Origin of the sequence: Capnocytophaga ochracea DSM 7271 (genome assembly GCF_000023285.1) — a bacterium.
GTDB lineage: Bacteria > Bacteroidota > Bacteroidia > Flavobacteriales > Flavobacteriaceae > Capnocytophaga > Capnocytophaga ochracea.
Genome location: NC_013162.1, coordinates 858,324 through 875,075, shown reverse-complemented (window position 1 = coordinate 875,075; position 16,752 = coordinate 858,324). Strand labels below are relative to the sequence as shown.

General features: G+C 39.1%; 17 protein-coding genes. 16 read left to right on the top strand and 1 reads right to left on the bottom strand.

All coding sequences use genetic code 11. From position 1 onward, the window contains the following. Positions 1 to 56: 56 nt before the first annotated feature. Entirely contained in the window at positions 57 to 437 is a 381-nt protein-coding gene (locus COCH_RS03630) for a ribonuclease P protein component (RefSeq protein WP_015781983.1), read from the bottom strand. 291 nt (positions 438 to 728) lie between these two features. Here COCH_RS03630 and COCH_RS03625 point away from each other — a divergent pair, with 291 nt between their 5' ends. The 16 genes from COCH_RS03625 to COCH_RS03550 all read left to right on the top strand — a co-directional run bounded on the left by COCH_RS03625 (position 729) and on the right by COCH_RS03550 (position 16,612). Then, positions 729 to 1,826 carry a methyltransferase gene (locus COCH_RS03625; RefSeq protein WP_009422444.1) on the top strand — a complete coding sequence of 366 codons (1,098 nt, stop codon included), beginning with the start codon at positions 729 to 731 and terminating at the stop codon, positions 1,824 to 1,826. Positions 1,827 to 1,904: 78 nt separating this feature from the next. Further along, a complete protein-coding gene (locus COCH_RS03620; RefSeq protein ID WP_015781982.1) occupies positions 1,905 to 2,528 on the top strand; it encodes a sugar transferase in 624 nt (207 codons plus the stop codon). Positions 2,529 to 2,549: 21 nt separating this feature from the next. Next, positions 2,550 to 3,143: an acetyltransferase gene (locus COCH_RS03615; RefSeq protein WP_015781981.1), complete on the top strand. Its 594-nt coding sequence runs from the start codon at positions 2,550 to 2,552 to the stop codon at positions 3,141 to 3,143. A 4-nt stretch (positions 3,144 to 3,147) separates the two neighbouring features. Beyond that, the gene (locus COCH_RS03610) at positions 3,148 to 4,275 is read left to right on the top strand and encodes a DegT/DnrJ/EryC1/StrS family aminotransferase (RefSeq protein ID WP_015781980.1); all 1,128 of its coding nucleotides are present in this window, start codon (positions 3,148 to 3,150) and stop codon (positions 4,273 to 4,275) included. Between the two features lie 67 nt (positions 4,276 to 4,342). Continuing rightward, positions 4,343 to 6,268 (top strand): nucleoside-diphosphate sugar epimerase/dehydratase, encoded by a 1,926-nt coding sequence (locus tag COCH_RS03605; RefSeq protein ID WP_015781979.1) that lies wholly within the window; start codon positions 4,343 to 4,345, stop codon positions 6,266 to 6,268. Then, positions 6,265 to 7,581 carry a UDP-glucose dehydrogenase family protein gene (locus COCH_RS03600; RefSeq protein WP_015781978.1) on the top strand — a complete coding sequence of 439 codons (1,317 nt, stop codon included), beginning with the start codon at positions 6,265 to 6,267 and terminating at the stop codon, positions 7,579 to 7,581. The genes COCH_RS03605 and COCH_RS03600 overlap by 4 nt, the downstream gene beginning before the upstream one ends. Positions 7,582 to 7,613: 32 nt before the next feature. After that, a complete protein-coding gene (locus COCH_RS03595; protein ID WP_015781977.1) occupies positions 7,614 to 8,603 on the top strand; it encodes a 2Fe-2S iron-sulfur cluster-binding protein in 990 nt (329 codons plus the stop codon). A gap of 28 nt (positions 8,604 to 8,631) precedes the next feature. Continuing rightward, entirely contained in the window at positions 8,632 to 9,405 is a 774-nt protein-coding gene (gene rfbF / locus COCH_RS03590; RefSeq protein WP_015781976.1) for a glucose-1-phosphate cytidylyltransferase, read from the top strand. After that, on the top strand, positions 9,396 to 10,466 hold the full coding sequence (gene rfbG / locus COCH_RS03585; protein ID WP_015781975.1) for a CDP-glucose 4,6-dehydratase: 1,071 nt from the start codon (positions 9,396 to 9,398) through the stop codon (positions 10,464 to 10,466). The genes rfbF and rfbG overlap by 10 nt, the downstream gene beginning before the upstream one ends. A gap of 98 nt (positions 10,467 to 10,564) precedes the next feature. Continuing rightward, complete coding sequence (gene rfbH / locus COCH_RS03580; protein WP_015781974.1) at positions 10,565 to 11,878, top strand: lipopolysaccharide biosynthesis protein RfbH; 1,314 nt, start codon at positions 10,565 to 10,567, stop codon at positions 11,876 to 11,878. Between the two features lie 36 nt (positions 11,879 to 11,914). Then, the gene (locus COCH_RS03575; protein WP_015781973.1) at positions 11,915 to 12,136 is read left to right on the top strand and encodes a hypothetical protein; all 222 of its coding nucleotides are present in this window, start codon (positions 11,915 to 11,917) and stop codon (positions 12,134 to 12,136) included. After that, on the top strand, positions 12,118 to 12,411 hold the full coding sequence (locus COCH_RS03570; RefSeq protein WP_015781972.1) for a type II toxin-antitoxin system YoeB family toxin: 294 nt from the start codon (positions 12,118 to 12,120) through the stop codon (positions 12,409 to 12,411). The genes COCH_RS03575 and COCH_RS03570 overlap by 19 nt, the downstream gene beginning before the upstream one ends. 10 nt (positions 12,412 to 12,421) lie before the next feature. Then, positions 12,422 to 13,300 (top strand): NAD-dependent epimerase/dehydratase family protein, encoded by an 879-nt coding sequence (locus COCH_RS03565; protein ID WP_015781971.1) that lies wholly within the window; start codon positions 12,422 to 12,424, stop codon positions 13,298 to 13,300. Further along, positions 13,297 to 14,316, top strand: coding sequence for an NAD-dependent epimerase/dehydratase family protein (locus COCH_RS03560; protein ID WP_015781970.1), 1,020 nt, complete (start codon positions 13,297 to 13,299; stop codon positions 14,314 to 14,316). Before COCH_RS03565 ends, COCH_RS03560 begins: the two co-directional genes overlap by 4 nt. Continuing rightward, on the top strand, positions 14,317 to 15,678 hold the full coding sequence (locus COCH_RS03555; RefSeq protein WP_015781969.1) for an oligosaccharide flippase family protein: 1,362 nt from the start codon (positions 14,317 to 14,319) through the stop codon (positions 15,676 to 15,678). Further along, the gene (locus COCH_RS03550; protein ID WP_015781968.1) at positions 15,665 to 16,612 is read left to right on the top strand and encodes a glycosyltransferase family 2 protein; all 948 of its coding nucleotides are present in this window, start codon (positions 15,665 to 15,667) and stop codon (positions 16,610 to 16,612) included. The genes COCH_RS03555 and COCH_RS03550 overlap by 14 nt, the downstream gene beginning before the upstream one ends. Positions 16,613 to 16,752: the final 140 nt, after the last annotated feature.

Genomic DNA, 16,752 nt, shown 5'->3' with positions numbered 1-16,752 from the left:
TAAACATCTCCCTAACCCCTCTTCAAAAGGGGAAGGTGGAGCGCAAAAGTGATGGGTTATTCTTGGGTGAGCTGATGAGAAAAATCTTCTATGAGTTGGGTTACGGATTTGTAAATGGTGGCGTAATCGGCGAGTTCTTTCCCTATATAGAGAAAGGCAAGGGCATACTTTTCGGTTTTTACGGGCAATAGGTGTTTTTGGAGTCGGTAGCTTTCGCGCAGGCGTCGTTTTAGCAAATTGCGATGTACAGCGCGCTTGAAAGTGCGTTTGGGCACACTGATAAGCAGTTGGTAAGAAGCTTCTAAGCTACTAACAGGAGCGTACAACAACCTAAGCGGATAGCAGGTAAGTGCCTCGGCTTGGGCAAAGAGTTGCTGAATGGCTTCACGCTTGCAGAGTTTTTCGGTTTTGGGAAAAGTAGGCAAAATAAAACACATTAAATTCGACGGCAAAGGTAAGAAAGAATTAACAAATGGACAAATGAAAAGAGTGGTCTTAGCTTATAGAAAGCTTATAGGAAGCTTATACGAATCTTGGACGATTGGTATAGAAAAGGCGTTAATTCACTGAATATCATATGTTAAATAAATGTTAATGAGAAAAAGGAATAATCAAGGAAAGAGCTAAGAAACGAAAGGGTGGCAGATAGCTGAAAAATCTTTTTATTGCTATTTGCTATTTAATTTGTACATTTGCACCTTAATTACTGAACTGAGATATTTAAGCATATGAATTTAACACCAGCAATCAGAAAACAATACACTACTGAACAAAAAACGGCTTTGGAAGCTCAGCGCTTGGCTCAAGAGATTGCTTTTGCGCCTGTGGTGTTCCAAATATCACATCTAATGGTAAAACTCGGCGTGTTCGAGGCTTTGTGCAATGCCCCTGAAGGATTGACAATGCAGGAGGTGGCGACTAAAACACAGCTGAGTGACTATGCTGTGAAAATACTTTTGGAGTCGTCGCTTTCCATAGGTACGGTACTCTTGAAAGAGGGCGACCGTTTTGCAATATCGAAAGCAGGTTGGTTTTTGCTTCGCGACAAGAGCACCCGTGTGAATATGGAATTCATTCAAGAGGTGTGCTACGAAGGGTTGTTTCACCTTGAAGAAGCCCTTAAAGAAGGGAAACCTGCTGGGCTTAAAGTGTTTGGGTCTTGGCCTACGATTTATGAGGGGCTCTCACAATTGCCCCAAAAGGCGCAAGAAAAGTGGTTTGCTTTTGACCATTACTATTCTGATTATTCTTTTGAAGATGCTTTAAATATCATTTTTAAACGCCCTGTAAAGACGCTCTTAGACGTGGGAGGGAATACGGGACGCTTTGCGTTAAAGACCGTGAGCTTTAACCCCGATGTGCAGGTAACCATTATGGACTTACCTCAGCAACTGGGTTTGATGAAAAACAATATCGCAGGCAAAGAAGGGGCTGACCGTATTGGAGGCTATCCGGCTAATCTGTTGGACGCCTCTGTGCCTTTTCCGAAAGGGTTTGACGTGATATGGATGAGTCAGTTTTTGGATTGCTTCTCAGAGGAGGAAGTAACGAGTATTCTCAGTAGGGCAGCTGCTGCGATGGACGCTCATACCGAGTTGTATATTCTGGAAGCCTATTGGGACAGACAACAACACGAAACGGGGGCGTATTGCCTTACCCAAATCAGTGTGTATTTTACGGCAATGGCAAACGGCAATAGCAAGATGTACTATTCGGGTGATATGATAAAATGCGTAGAACGCGCTGGACTAAAGGTAGTGGATATCTATGACAACTTAGGCAGTGGCAATAGCCATACGCTGTTTAAGGTAGTGATTAATGGTTAATGGTTAGTGGTTAATGATTAATGGTGGTTGTGCGACAGGTAGGTGGAAGCCACAGGGGTAACTTTTGGGAGAAAATAGATGTATAGGAATATTATAAAACCGGCGTTAGACTTTCTTACAGCACTGATTGCCTTTATTGTGCTGAGTCCTATCTTTGTGGTGGTGATGGTAGGGTTGTGGTTTGCTAATAACGGAAAGCCGTTCTTCTATCAGTTACGACCTGGGAAAGGAGAACGCATTTTTAGGATTATCAAGTTCAAAACAATGAATGACCGTTGTGATGCCAACGGACAGCTTTTGCCTGATGCTAAGCGACTCACGAAAATAGGAGCTTTTGTACGGAAGACTTCGCTTGATGAGATACCACAGTTGCTGAATGTATTGAAAGGGGATATGTCGGTTATAGGTCCGAGACCGTTATTACCTCAGTATTTACCTTTGTATAATGAGACTCAGAAGCGTAGGCACGAGGTAAAACCAGGTATCACTGGTTGGGCGCAAGTGAATGGGCGCAATGCTATCAGCTGGGAAAAGAAATTTGAGTTGGACGTGTGGTACGTAGACCACCAATCATTCGTATTAGACCTTAAAATACTGTTTCTTACGGTGAAGAAAGTGTTTATACGCGAAGGGATATCACAAGAAGGACAAGCTACAATGGAGGAGTTTAGAGGGGGTCGTAACACGACAAGCAGTTTGTAGCACAACAAATATTTTTTATAAATGAAAGGAGAAAATAACAAACCTGATATTATACTGATAGGAGGAGGAGGTCATTGTCTTTCCGTAATTGATGTTGTTGAACAAGAAGATAAATATAATATCAAAGGAATTCTAGACGACACAAAGGAAGGAGATGTTTTAGGTTATCCTATTTTAGGCAATAGAGATTTAGTGAAGGAATTATCTACTGAAGGAGTATTTTTCTTAATAACAGTAGGTCAAATAAAATCATCTTTTGTAAGAGAAGATATTGCCTTGTTATTAGAGTCTTGTAAAGCAAGATTAGCCACAGTGGTATCTCCTTTTGCCTATGTTTCAAAATATGCTACTATAGGCGAGGGAACAGTTATAATGCATAATGCCATCATCAATGCCAAGGCAAAAGTAGGTAAACATTGTATTATCAACACAAAAGCAAATATCGAACACAATGTGCAAATTGGTGATTTTTGTCACATTTCTACTTGTGCTACAGTAAATGGAGATACTGTAGTAGGTAAAGGGACTTTTATAGGTAGTAATGCAACCATTTCAAATGGCATAACAATTGCTGAGCAAAGTATTATAAATGCTGGAGATTTTATAAAAAAATAATAGTATGAAAGAAAAAATATGGCTTTCTTCCCCTCATATGGGAGGGAACGAACTTAAATATATCCATCAAGCCTTTGAGGAGAATTGGGTAGCGCCCTTAGGTCCTAACGTAAACGGCTTTGAGGAAGATTTACAGCGCTTTTTAGGCAATGGAGTGAAAGTATCGGCGCTTTCGGCGGGTACGGCAGCCTTGCACCTAGCTCTTATAGAATGTGATGTGCAAGCAGGCGATGAGGTGCTCTGTCAATCGATGACTTTTTCAGCTTCTGCTAACCCTATCGTATACCAAGGAGCTACGCCCGTGTTTGTAGACTCGGAAGAGAGCACCTGGAATATCTCTCCCGTTTTCTTAGAAGAAGCTATTAAAGACCGCATTAAGAAAGGCAAGAAGCCTAAAGCGGTAATCGCTGTATCGCTCTACGGAATGCCTTTCAAAATAGAGGAGGTGCTCACTCTATGTAAAAAGTATGATATTCCATTGGTGGAAGATGCCGCCGAAGCCTTAGGAAGCACTTACAAAGGAAAACCTTGTGGTACTTTTGGTAGGTTTGGGGTACTGTCGTTCAACGGCAATAAGATTATCACTACCTCAGGAGGAGGGGCTTTGGTATGTCACACTCAAGAAGAGAAAGATAAAGCTGTATTTTTGAGCACCCAAGCGCGCGACAACGCTCCTCACTACCAGCATTCGCACATAGGGTATAACTACCGTATGAGCAATATTACGGCAGGCATAGGTCGCGGACAAATGGAGGTATTGCCACAGCGCATTGAAGCTCGCCGAAAGATGCACGCTTTTTATGCCGATTTGTTCGAAGGAATTGAAGGGATAAAATTACTTACAGAGCCCAATGAAGATTACTTTTGTAATTATTGGCTTTCGGCTATTACCATTGATAAAACTAAAACAGGATTTGATAGAGAAGACTTGCGATTAGCCTTTTTGGAAGAAAATATTGAAACGCGCCCCTTGTGGAAACCTATGCACTTGCAACCTGTGTTTGCCTCAGCTCCTTACTATGGTAAAAAGACCTGTGAGCACTTATTTAACAATGGTTTATGTTTGCCCTCAGGTTCTAATCTTACTGATGCAGACCGAGAGAGAATAAAAGGCGTTTTTAAGAAATTATAAAGTGTCTCTATAAAATTAAAAAGAATTTTGTACCTTTGTGCAAATTTTTCCATTTATATTTAAAACAATGCCTCAAGCACATACATATAGTGATAGCACTTTGGTAAACTTAGCTACTGCCCGTTACACCCCACGTTGGATAGTGGTGTGTATGGAAGTGTTTTTGCTATTTATAGCTCTATTCTTTTCCTTTTTTGTAGTAGAGCGCTTGGGGGTATATATTCCTGACAGTATTCCTCTTTACAAACGCTATTTATTAGTTATCGGAGTGAACATCTTCTTTATGTTCATCTTCCGTACTTATTCAGGGATTATACGGTATTCTACTTTTAGAGATTTGTTTCGCATTCTGCTTTCAAGTGGGTGCACGGTAATAGCAATGTTTATTGCCAACAAGATAAGTCTGCACGTTATAGGCGAAAAAGTGTTGTTGAACCCTATTCTACTGATATATTTTACAGTGTCGTTCATCATACTATTCGTATTTAGGTTATCGGTAAAAGAGTTTTTCTATTTGGTAAAAGAAATTAATAGACGTACTTCTAAGAGGCGTATTCTTATCTTGGGGATAGATGATGAAGCAGTTGCTTTTGCCAATGGGATTATAGGCAATGCTGCGATTCCTTATTCGGTAGTAGGTTTCCTTACAGGGCGCACGAATCCTAAACAGGCTACACTATTGGGTAGACCTATTATCTCAAAAGATAAATTTATAGATACTCCTTGTGAAGAATTAGAGGCTGATGGGGTGCTCATAAACAAGAATCATCTTTCGAAAGAAGAGATGACTTTTTGGGTGAATGTGTGTTTAGACAAAGGTTTACAAATACTCAAAACCCCCGCATTACAGAAATTACGTCCAGAAAAAGAAGGATTTAATCTTCATAAAATACAAATAGAAGACCTATTAGGGCGTAGACAGATAGTATTAGATAACGAAGAAGTACGAGAAAAACACTATCACAAAAATATATTAGTAACAGGAGGAGCAGGGTCTATTGGTAGTGAGTTGATACGACAGATAGCTACCTTCACCCCTGCCTTAGTAGTTGTGCTCGACCAAGCAGAAACGCCTCTATACGACATAGAGTTAGAACTTAAAGAGTGTTTCCCAGACATTGCTTTTGAGTTTGTTTTAGCCGATATTACTAACTGTGAACGTTTAGAAAGTGTGTTTAAAGCACATAAGTTTTCAGTAGTGTATCACGCGGCTGCCTATAAGCACGTACCGATGATAGAAGAGAATCCGCACGAAGCTGTGTTAGTAAACATACAAGGGACTAAAAATGTAGCACTTTTGGCTAACAAATATGAAGTACCTCACTTTGTGATGATATCCACTGATAAAGCTGTAAACCCCACCAATGTAATGGGAGCTTCAAAGAGGGTGGCAGAGCTTTTTGTACAAGCCTTACAAAACAAAGAAGGCAATAAAACAGCTTTTATCACTACTCGTTTTGGCAATGTGTTGGGCTCTAATGGGTCGGTAATCCCCCATTTTAGGAAACAGATAGAAAAAGGAGGTCCTGTAACCATCACCCACCCTGATATAGTACGCTACTTTATGACTATACCCGAAGCGTGTGAGTTGGTGCTTCAAGCAGGGACTATGGGCAAAGGTGGCGAGATATTTGTTTTTGATATGGGTGAACCCGTGAAGATACTCAACCTTGCTACTCGTATGATTAAACTATCAGGCTATGAACCAAACGTAGATATCAAGCTCGTGTACACAGGTTTGCGACCTGGTGAGAAACTCTATGAAGAATTATTAAGTGACAGTACTAAAACAATGCCTACGCACCATAAGAAAATAATGATTAGCAAAGACCCTTCAATGTCGTTTACTGAGATAGAGGCACTCACTACCCAAATATATAAAGTAGCTACACAAGGCGATAAGAGAGAAGTAGTGCGTTTATTAAAACAAATAGTGAAGGAGTTTAAAAGCAATAACTCCGAATATGAAACCTTAGATAAGAAAATAGAATGAGAATAGCAGTCATAGGCACTGGGTATGTGGGGTTAGTATCAGGGACTTGTTTCGCTGAGATGGGCAACAAGGTAACTTGCGTAGATGTAAACTCTGAGAAAATAGAGAAGCTCAAACAAGGTGTGATTCCTATTTACGAGCCAGGATTGGAAGAAATGGTACAGAGCAATTTAGCTAAAACACTATTTTTCACTACTGACCTCGCGGAGGCAATCAAAGGTGCTGAGATAGCTTTTATAGCTGTAGGCACGCCTATGGGTGATGATGGGTCGGCAGACTTGCAATATGTGCTTTCGGTAGCCCAACAGATAGGTGAGACAATGCAAGGAGAGTTAATAGTAGTAGACAAATCGACCGTGCCCGTAGGCACTGCCGACAAGGTACGCACTACCGTGCAAGCTGCCTTGGATAAACGCGGAATGAATTACAAATTTCACGTGGTGTCCAACCCCGAGTTTTTAAAAGAAGGTAAAGCTATTCAGGATTTTATGAAACCTGACCGCGTGGTAATAGGGGCTGATAGCGATGATGCTTTTACTAAGATGAAAGCCCTTTACTCATCCTTTTTCTTACAAAACGAACGCTTTATCACGATGGACATTCGTTCGGCAGAGATGACCAAATACGCTGCGAATACTATGCTGGCTACTAAGATTTCATTTATGAACGAAATTGCGAATATCTGTGAGCGTGTAGGGGCTGATGTAAATAAAGTGCGTATAGGGATAGGTTCTGATAGCAGGATAGGCTATAGCTTTATTTACCCAGGATGTGGTTATGGTGGTTCTTGTTTCCCGAAAGACGTATTGGCACTTAAAAAATTAGCAGAAGAGGTAGATTACAAAGCAGAACTGATTGAATCAGTAGACAATGTGAACAACCGTCAGAAGATAGTGATCGCACAGAAAGTAGTCGACAAATATGGGGAAGACCTCAGTGGTAGGACTTTTGCGGTATGGGGGCTCTCGTTCAAGCCCGAAACCGATGATATGCGCGAAGCACCTGCGATTTACATCATCAAGGAGCTCATAAAACGCGGTGCCAAAGTACAAGCCTACGACCCCAAAGCAGTTCACGAGGCAAAGGTATGTTACCTAAAAGACGTACCCGTTACTTATGTAGAGAGCAAATACGAAGCTCTTAAAGGTGCGGACGCTTTGTTGTTGCTCACCGAGTGGAAAGAGTTCCGCGTGCCCGATTTCGACGAGATTGCTAAAATGCTAAAAGAAAAAGTAATCTTTGATGGCAGGAATCAGTATAATGCCTTTGAGTTACCAAGCAAGGGTTGGGAGTATGTACAGATAGGAGTATAAGGAAGATAAGACGACATTATTTATAAAATATTTTGAGTAAGTATACCATACATTTAAAAAACGACAAATCTTATCCTTGTGATGAGAATACCTCTTTACTAAGAGCCGCCTTAAATAACGATATCAGTTTAGAATATTCGTGCTTTGAGGCACGTTGCAGGAGTTGCCGTGTAAAAATACTTCAAGGCAAAGTTGAGAATTTGCAAGACGAAAAAGTGCTTACAGCAGAAGAAAAAGCAGCGGGCTATGTACTCTCGTGCAATGTAGTACCTAGATCAGAAGTAATATTAGATGTAGAAGACTTGGCAGTAAAATTGCCTAAACCACAAGTTACACCTTGTAAAATAAATAACATCACTGTACTTACTCCTAATATTGTAGAAGTAGTATTGCGCTTGCCCCCAAAGATAGTCTTTCAGTTCTTAGCTGGGCAGTATGTAGATATTATCAGAAACGGACAAAAACGCAGTTATTCTATCAGTCATAGCCAATGTGAAGCCAATGAACTAAGACTCTTTATCCGTAATTATGAAGGAGGTTTATTTAGTCAGTACTGGTTTAACGAAGCCAAACCTAACGACTTATTACGAATGGAAGGCCCGCTGGGTACTTTTTTCTATCGCAATAATCCCGATTGTGAGGAGATCGTTTTAATAGCTACAGGCACTGGAATCGCACCTATAAAAGCAATTTTAGAGCAGCTGCAATCTACACCTGAATTAACAACTCATAAAAAAATATGGTTACTTTGGGGAGGAAGAAAGAAAGAAGACCTCTTTTGGCAACCCGAAACAACACTACCTAATTTCACCTATATACCCGTACTCTCTCGCGAAGAGCAGTGGCAAGGTGCTAAAGGTTATGTACAAGAAATAGCATTACAGCAACCTATCCTTTGGCAAAAAGCACAAGTATATGCTTGTGGTAGTGAACTAATGATACAAAGCGCCCAAAAGCTCCTCACCCAACAAGGATTAAAAGAAGAAAACTTCTTCTCCGATGCCTTTATATCAGCAAATTGACAAATTAACAAATTGACAAATTATCTCTATGAAAGCAGTAATATTAGCAGGCGGTCTTGGTACACGCCTCAGTGAAGAGACCGTTGTAAAACCCAAACCAATGGTAGAAATAGGAGGAATGCCCATCTTATGGCATATCCTCAAAATTTATTCGCATTATGGCATCAATGAGTTCATCATCTGTTGTGGCTATAAAGGCTATATCATCAAAGAGTATTTTGCCAACTACTTTATGCACCAATCGGATATCACTTTCGATATGGCAAACAACGAGATGCACGTACACCAAAAACGTGCTGAACCGTGGAAAGTAACCCTCGTAGATACAGGAGAACACTCTATGACCGGAGGACGCCTTAGAAGAGTATTGCCTTATATAGCCAATGAGGAAGCTTTTTGCTTTACCTATGGCGATGGGGTAGCTGATATTGATATTGCTAAATTACTAGCTTTTCATAAAGCTCACGGCAAGCAGGCTACCCTCACTTCTGTCTACCCCCCAGGTCGCTTTGGAGCTTTAGATATAGTAGACAATCAGATTATGAAGTTCCAAGAAAAACCAAAAGGCGATGGTGCTCTCGTAAACGGAGGTTTCTTTGTCCTTTCTCCCAAAGTGATAGAGCGCATCAAAGACGATAATACAATTTGGGAACAAGAACCTCTCAAAGGATTAGCTGCCGACGGACAGTTGATGAGCTACAAACACGAAGGATTTTGGCAACCTATGGATACCCTTCGCGACAAAATGCTCTTAGAAGAATTATGGCAAAACAATAAAGCTCCTTGGAAAGTATGGCAATAGGAAAAGTAAATCCACAATTTTGGAAAGGCAAACGCGTATTTGTTACAGGGCACACGGGCTTCAAAGGTTCGTGGCTATCCCTATGGCTACAGCTGATGGGTGCTGAGGTAAAAGGATTTTCTTTAACTCCTCCTACCCAACCCGCACTCTTTGATGTAGCTAAAGTAGGCGATAATATGCAAACTGAAATAGGCGACATTCGCAACCTGCAACAGCTATCGCAAAGCATTCGTGCTTTCAACCCCGATGTGTTGTTACACTTAGCAGCCCAACCTTTAGTGCGACTTTCCTACAAAGAACCTGTAGATACGTATAGTACCAATGTAATGGGCACTGTAAACGTTTTAGAAGTAGCTCGCCATACTCCTAACCTAAAATCAGTGGTAGTCATCACAACCGATAAGTGTTATGAGAACCACGAATGGGAATGGGGCTACCGCGAAAATGAACCTATGGGAGGATACGACCCTTATAGCAATAGCAAAGGATGTGCTGAGTTAGTAGTGTCTGCTTATCGCCGTTCGTTTTTTTATACTGACGATACCGCAGCCATAGCTTCAGCCCGTGCAGGTAATGTAATAGGAGGTGGCGATTGGGCTGAAGATAGATTAATACCCGATATCTTGCGCGCTTTCGAAAAACAACAACCTGTAATCATCCGCAACCCACTATCCACCCGTCCGTGGCAACACGTTTTGGAACCCCTTTCAGGCTATTTAGTATTAGCTGAACGATTATATAATGAGGGCAATGTCTTTGCCGAAGGTTGGAATTTTGGACCTAAGGACGACGATTGCCAATCAGTACAATGGATATTAGAGAAAATGGTACAATTTTGGGGTGAAGGAGCTCGTTATGAATGGGACAAAAGCGAACAGCCTCACGAAGCTAATTTCTTGAAACTTGACTGTTCCAAAGCTGCCACCCGACTCAAATGGCATCCTCAATGGCGACTCGCCGATACTTTAGAGAAAATCATCCACTGGCATCGCTCTTGGTTACAAGGAGCAGATATGCAAACCCGATGCTTATATGAAATCAAAGGCTATATGGAATCCTAACCCCATCAGCGCAAGCTGAAATATTCGTGCAAATTCGTGCAATTCGTGGGCAAACCCATCAGCGCAAGCTGAAAACTTTTATAATCAAAAAATAAAATATGTCATTAGAAACAATCAGAGAAGAAATAGCAAAATTAGTAACCCAATATGCCGAAGAGGCTTATAAGCCCAAACCCTTTGAAGCAGGAAAAACAGTAATCCCTCCTTCAGGAAAAGTAATCGGTGAGCAAGAACTCCAAAATATGGTCGCCGCCTCACTCGACGCTTGGCTCACCACAGGACGCTTTAATACCGCTTTTGAAAAGAAGTTAGCCGACTTTCTGGGGGTAAAATACTGCATCACTGTAAACTCAGGGTCTTCAGCCAACTTAGTAGCCTTTAGTGCGCTCACATCACCTAAATTAGGCGAACGTGCTATTAAAAAAGGGGATGAAGTTATTGGGGTAGCAGCAGGCTTCCCCACTACAGTGAATCCTATTGTTCAGTTTGGGGCAGTACCTGTATTTGTAGATGTCGACCTACATACTCACAATGTAAACGCCGACCTTATAGAACAAGCTATCACCCCTAAAACCAAGGCGATTATGCTCGCTCATACTTTAGGAAATCCTTTCAATTTAGAGAAAATAAAAGCCCTTTGTGAGAAATATAACCTTTGGCTTATAGAAGACTGCTGCGATGCACTCGGCGCTACTTACAACGGACAAAAAGTAGGTACGTTTGGTGATATTGCAACACTTAGTTTCTACCCTGCCCACCACATCACTATGGGCGAGGGAGGTGCAGTATTTACTAACAATGCCGAGCTAAAAACCATAGCCGAGTCTTTCCGCGATTGGGGGCGTGATTGCTATTGTGCACCAGGTTGTGACAACACTTGCAACTGCCGTTTCTCGCAACAGCACGGTGATTTGCCTTTTGGATATGACCATAAGTATGTATATTCACATTTAGGTTACAACCTAAAAATTAGTGATATGCAAGCAGCCTGTGGCTTGGCACAATTAGACCGAGTAGAGGAGTTTATAGAAAAACGCCGTAAGAATTTTGCTTATCTAAAAAATAGATTGCAAACACTTACTGACTTTTTATATCTGCCAGAGGCAACCCCCAATAGCGACCCTTCGTGGTTTGGCTTCCCTATCACCCTTAAGGAAGAGTCTGGTACCGCACGGGTAGATTTGCTCCGTTTCTTAGACCAGCATAAGATAGGCACGCGTTTGTTATTTGCAGGTAACCTTACTAAGCAACCTTATTTTAAAGGAGTGGAATATCGTGTAGTAGGAGACCTTACTAATACTGATATTACGATGAACCAAACCTTTTGGGTAGGTATTTATCCTGCTTTAGGGGAAGAACATTTAGAATATATCGTTGAGAAGTTAGAAGAATATTTTGGGGTGAATTTCTAACGGTATAGCGCGACAAACAATTAATAAATTAATATTATGGTAACAATACAATTAACATTTAACAACGAAGCTGAACATACACTCTTTGAGACTCTTTTCGAGAAATTTAAAATTAAAACAAAGGTGATAAATACTGAATCACAAGTAAATACTTATTCAGAAACTACGGCTAAAAAAATAAGAAAAGCACGTGATCAAAAGCAAAAAGGAACTCTTACCACTATAACCCCTGATACTTTATGGACACTAACAAATTAGCTTTTACTGTACAAATTTCTGAAGAGGCTTTACAAGAACTAAAAATTATCAAAAAATCAGGAACTCCAGCTGTAAGAAAGAAGATTGAAAGAATAGTTCAGGAGCTTCAAGAAACACCAGAAAAAGGAGTAGGAGCACCAGAACAACTCAAAGGTAAGGAAGGAATAGTTTATAGCAGAGCACTTAACAAGAAAGATAGACTCATCTATGAAATATTTAAAGAGGAGAACCTTGTAGTTATAGTTCAATTCTTAGGACATTATCAGGATAAATAATCAGCAAATTATGACGATACTTTTAACGGGCGCAACAGGATTCCTCGGCAGTCATTTGCTGAAGGCATTGGTAAACAAAGGCTATGAGGTAGTAGTACTCAAACGCTCTACCTCTAATATGTGGCGTTTAAAAGGCTTTGAAAACACTTTTAAAAGCTATGATATAGACCAAGTACCTTTGCGAAAAGCTTTTGAAGAACAATATATAGATACTATCATTCATACAGCTTGTGTGTATGGTAGGAAAGGTGAAAGTATGCAACAAATACTTGAGACCAACTTGATGTTTGGTATAGAGTTGCTTAACACCGGGACCTTTTTTAACACCGGGACCTTTTTTAACACCGGGACCTTATTATATAAATATTTAAATTATTACGCTTTATCGAAAAAACAATTTGAAGAGTGGTTGCAATTGGCGTCTGATAAAATACAAGTGGTAAACTTAAAATTAGAACATATGTTTGGAGAACAAGATGGCAATGACAAATTTACCTCTTGGATCTTGAATGAACTCCAGCAGGAAAAAAACATCATCCCACTCACCGCAGGCACACAAAAGCGTGATTTTATTTATATAGATGATGTGGTAAGTGCCTACCTTACTTGTTTAGAACAAGCTCCACAACTAAAATCCTTTAATGATATAGAGGTAGGTACAGGTGTACTCACTCCCGTAAAGACTTTTGTAATGCTTGTCAAAGAGGTATTAGAAAAACTTAAAGGCAAACCAATACAAACACAGTTGAATTTTGGCGCTCTCCCCTACCGAGAGGGGGAGATTATGGAGCCCCAAGTAGATAATAGTAGGTTGTGCTCTTTAGGCTGGCAACCTAAAAGAGGTTTAGAAGAAAATATAGAACGATTTGTAAAACACGAGATACAATGAAATATTTGATAACAGGCGGTTGCGGCTTCGTAGGAAGCAACTTAGCTCAAGAAGTATTAAAACGAGGAGAAGAATTGGTTGTTTTAGACAATCTTTTCCGTTATGGTAGTGCCCAAAACTTAGATTGGCTCAGAACACAAGGGAGCTTTACTTATTACCCTTATGATATACGCAACACTAACGATGTAGAAACTGTTATCAAAAAAGAACAACCTGATATTGTATTTCATTTGGCTGGACAAGTAGCAATGACTACTTCTATTGAAAACCCTCGTTTAGATTTTGAGGTAAATGCAATGGGTACCTTCAATTTATTGGATGCTATTAGAAAATATTGCCCTAATGCTTCCATTTTATATTCATCAACCAATAAAGTGTATGGCGATTTTGCTAACCTTACCTTCAAAGAAGAAAAAATGCGCTATACCTGCCAAGAGTACCCCAATGGATTTCCCGAAACTTATCCTTTAGATTTTCACTCCCCTTACGGATGCTCTAAAGGAACAGCCGACCAATATTTATTGGATTTTCATCGTATTTATGGACTTAAAACCCTAGTATTTAGACATTCATCAATGTATGGAAGTCATCAGCACGCTACCTTCGACCAAGGATGGATAGGGTGGTTTGTACAAAAAGCTATTGAAATTAAGCAGAATACAAACCAAGGGCTATTTACCATTTCGGGCAATGGCAAACAAGTGCGCGATGTGCTTTATGCCGAGGATGTAGTAAACCTTTATTTTCAAGGAGTGAAATATTTAGAACAAGCCAAAGGGCAAACTTTTAATATAGGAGGAGGCATTGAAAACAGTCTTTCTCTATTAGAACTCTTTGCTATGTTAGAAAAACTTTTAGGTATAAAAATGCAATATAAAGAGCTCCCTTTTAGAGAGAGTGATCAATTAGTATTCGTAGCCGATAATACTAAAGCTCAAAAAATATTACAATGGCAACCTAAAATGACCTCTGAACAAGGTATAGAAAAAATGGTAGAATGGGTAAAGAAAAAATAGATGAATATAAAAAGAATACGAGAGGTTGTCTTTGATAAATTAGGAATAGATGGAGCTATACTCTACACCACTTCTGCAAGGATTATCCAAGCAGGAGGGGGTATTGTTACTGCTTTTCTGATTGCTAAGTTCCTTTCAAAAGAAGAACAAGGGTTCTATTTTACTTTTGCTTCTGTATTAGCTATTCAAATATTTTTTGAGTTAGGGTTAGGAGGTATCCTTACCCAATTTGTAGCTCACGAAATGGCTCATATAAGAATAAAAAATAATACTTTTGAAGGGGACAAAAAACACATTTCTCGATTAGCTTCTATTTTACATTTTTCACTAAAATGGTATACCGTTTTTGCTTTCTTATTGCTATTAACACTTACTTTTGGAGGGGGCTATTTTTTTTATAGAAACACTGTGGGTATCGAGCATATCCAATGGAAGGCTCCTTGGCTAATAGTAGCTTTTTTTGCAGGAAGCAATCTGTTGCTATCTCCTATAATGGCTATTCTGCAAGGAATGCATAAAGTAAAGGAAATGGCTCGGTTAGCACTCATTCAGCAAATTACAGTAATGAGTATTTCTTGGTTGAGCTTACTATTGGGTGCGAAATTATATGTAGTGGCGATCAATGCAATGGTAGGGTTTATAGTGCTTGTAAGTTTATATTTAGGAGGGGGTTATGCTAAAATCCTATATACATTGTGGAAGCAACCTCTCTTTGAAAAAATAAGCTATTGGCAAGAAATATTTCCATTGCAGTGGAAAATAGCTCTTAGTTGGGCAAGTGGCTATTTTATTTTTCAGGCTTTTAACCCTATTGTTTTTGCTTTTTATGGACCAGTAGTAGCGGGACAAGTAGGGATTACCCTCACTATTCTGAATGCTATTCTCTCGTTAGTAGTAAGTTGGACGTCTACTAAAATACCTTTGTGGTCTTCTTTGATTGCTAAAAGGGAATATAAAGAATTAGATAATTCTGTAGAGAGGACTCTTATCAAATCGAGTTTAGTAGCTATGTTAGTAATCTTAGGGGCGCTTGTATTTATTGCGGGACTACAATATTTTGATTTCAGTTTAGGATATCGTTTCTTGCCTTTACCGTTATGTGCTGTGTTTTTTCTATCAGTACCTTTTAACAATATCATCAATACGTGGGCAACAGCTTTGCGATGTTTTAAGAAGGAGCCTTTTTTGTTCCAAGCCTTTTTTATTGGGCTCTGTTGTGTGTTTGAAATGTTTTTTACTGCTAAATATTTTACTATTGTGGTACTTATTTATGGGTACTTTCTGATAGTAACTTGTGTAAGTTTACCTATGAGCTACTATATCTTTAAAACTAAAAAAAGAAACTACTATGAATCAACATAAAAAAATATTGAGTATCTGTATTCCTACTTATAATAGGGCAAAGATATTAGACAACGCTCTAAATGCTATACAAAAAGAGCTGAAAACAATTGATTGCAGCAAGATAGAACTTATTGTATCTGATAACTGTTCTCCTGATAACACTGAGGAGGTAGTAGAGAACTACATTCAAGCAGGAATGCCTATCGTTTATAGCAAAAACCATACTAATTTAGGTATGGATGGCAATTTTGTACAGTGTTTTAAAAAAGCAAGCGCTCAATATGTTTGGGTATTAGGGGATGATGATTTTTTAAAAGAAGGCGCTTTGTCCTTCTTATTGGCTAGCCTCAAGAATACTAATTATGGATTGATTCACCTCAAGATTTTTCCTAAAGGAAATGAAGAAATACAAATATATCAAACTATTGAAGATTATTTAAGTGATATTAGCTATTGGATAACATTTATAAGTTCAAATATCGTAGCTACTAAATTTGTTCCCCTTATTAACTTTGAAAAATATATGGGGACGTGGTTTACCCTTATTCCTCTTTATATAACAGCAGCTAAAGAAAGTTCCAAAAACCTAATGATTAATAAACGGATTTTTGAAGATGCTGCTGATGGGGCTACTAATGGAGGCTATAATTTTTTTGAAGTATTTGTGGTAAATTATCTAACTATTCGTCAGGAAATGTTGGCAGGTGCTAAAAATGAGATGTATTACTACAAGAAAGAAAAAAAACGTTTGTTTAATGAATTTTTGTTAGGAAATATATATAGATTTTATTTCAAAAAAGATATAGGGAGATATAAAGTAGAAGGTGGTTGGAAAATCTTATTCCAGTACTTTGGAGGAAATTTCTATTTCTATAAAGGAATACTGAAATTGACAATTAAGAGATTATTACCCCCTCAAATTATACAAAGAATAAAGAAGATGTTGTCATAGTATATGCGGGGGAAATCCTGCAAAATTATAAGATTTAGGAATAATAAAGTATTTAGAGCTACCCTCCCCAATCTAATTGATATTCCAAAAGAAGTGGTGATAAAAAATATTAATTTATTTTATAAAGAACTCACAGAAGA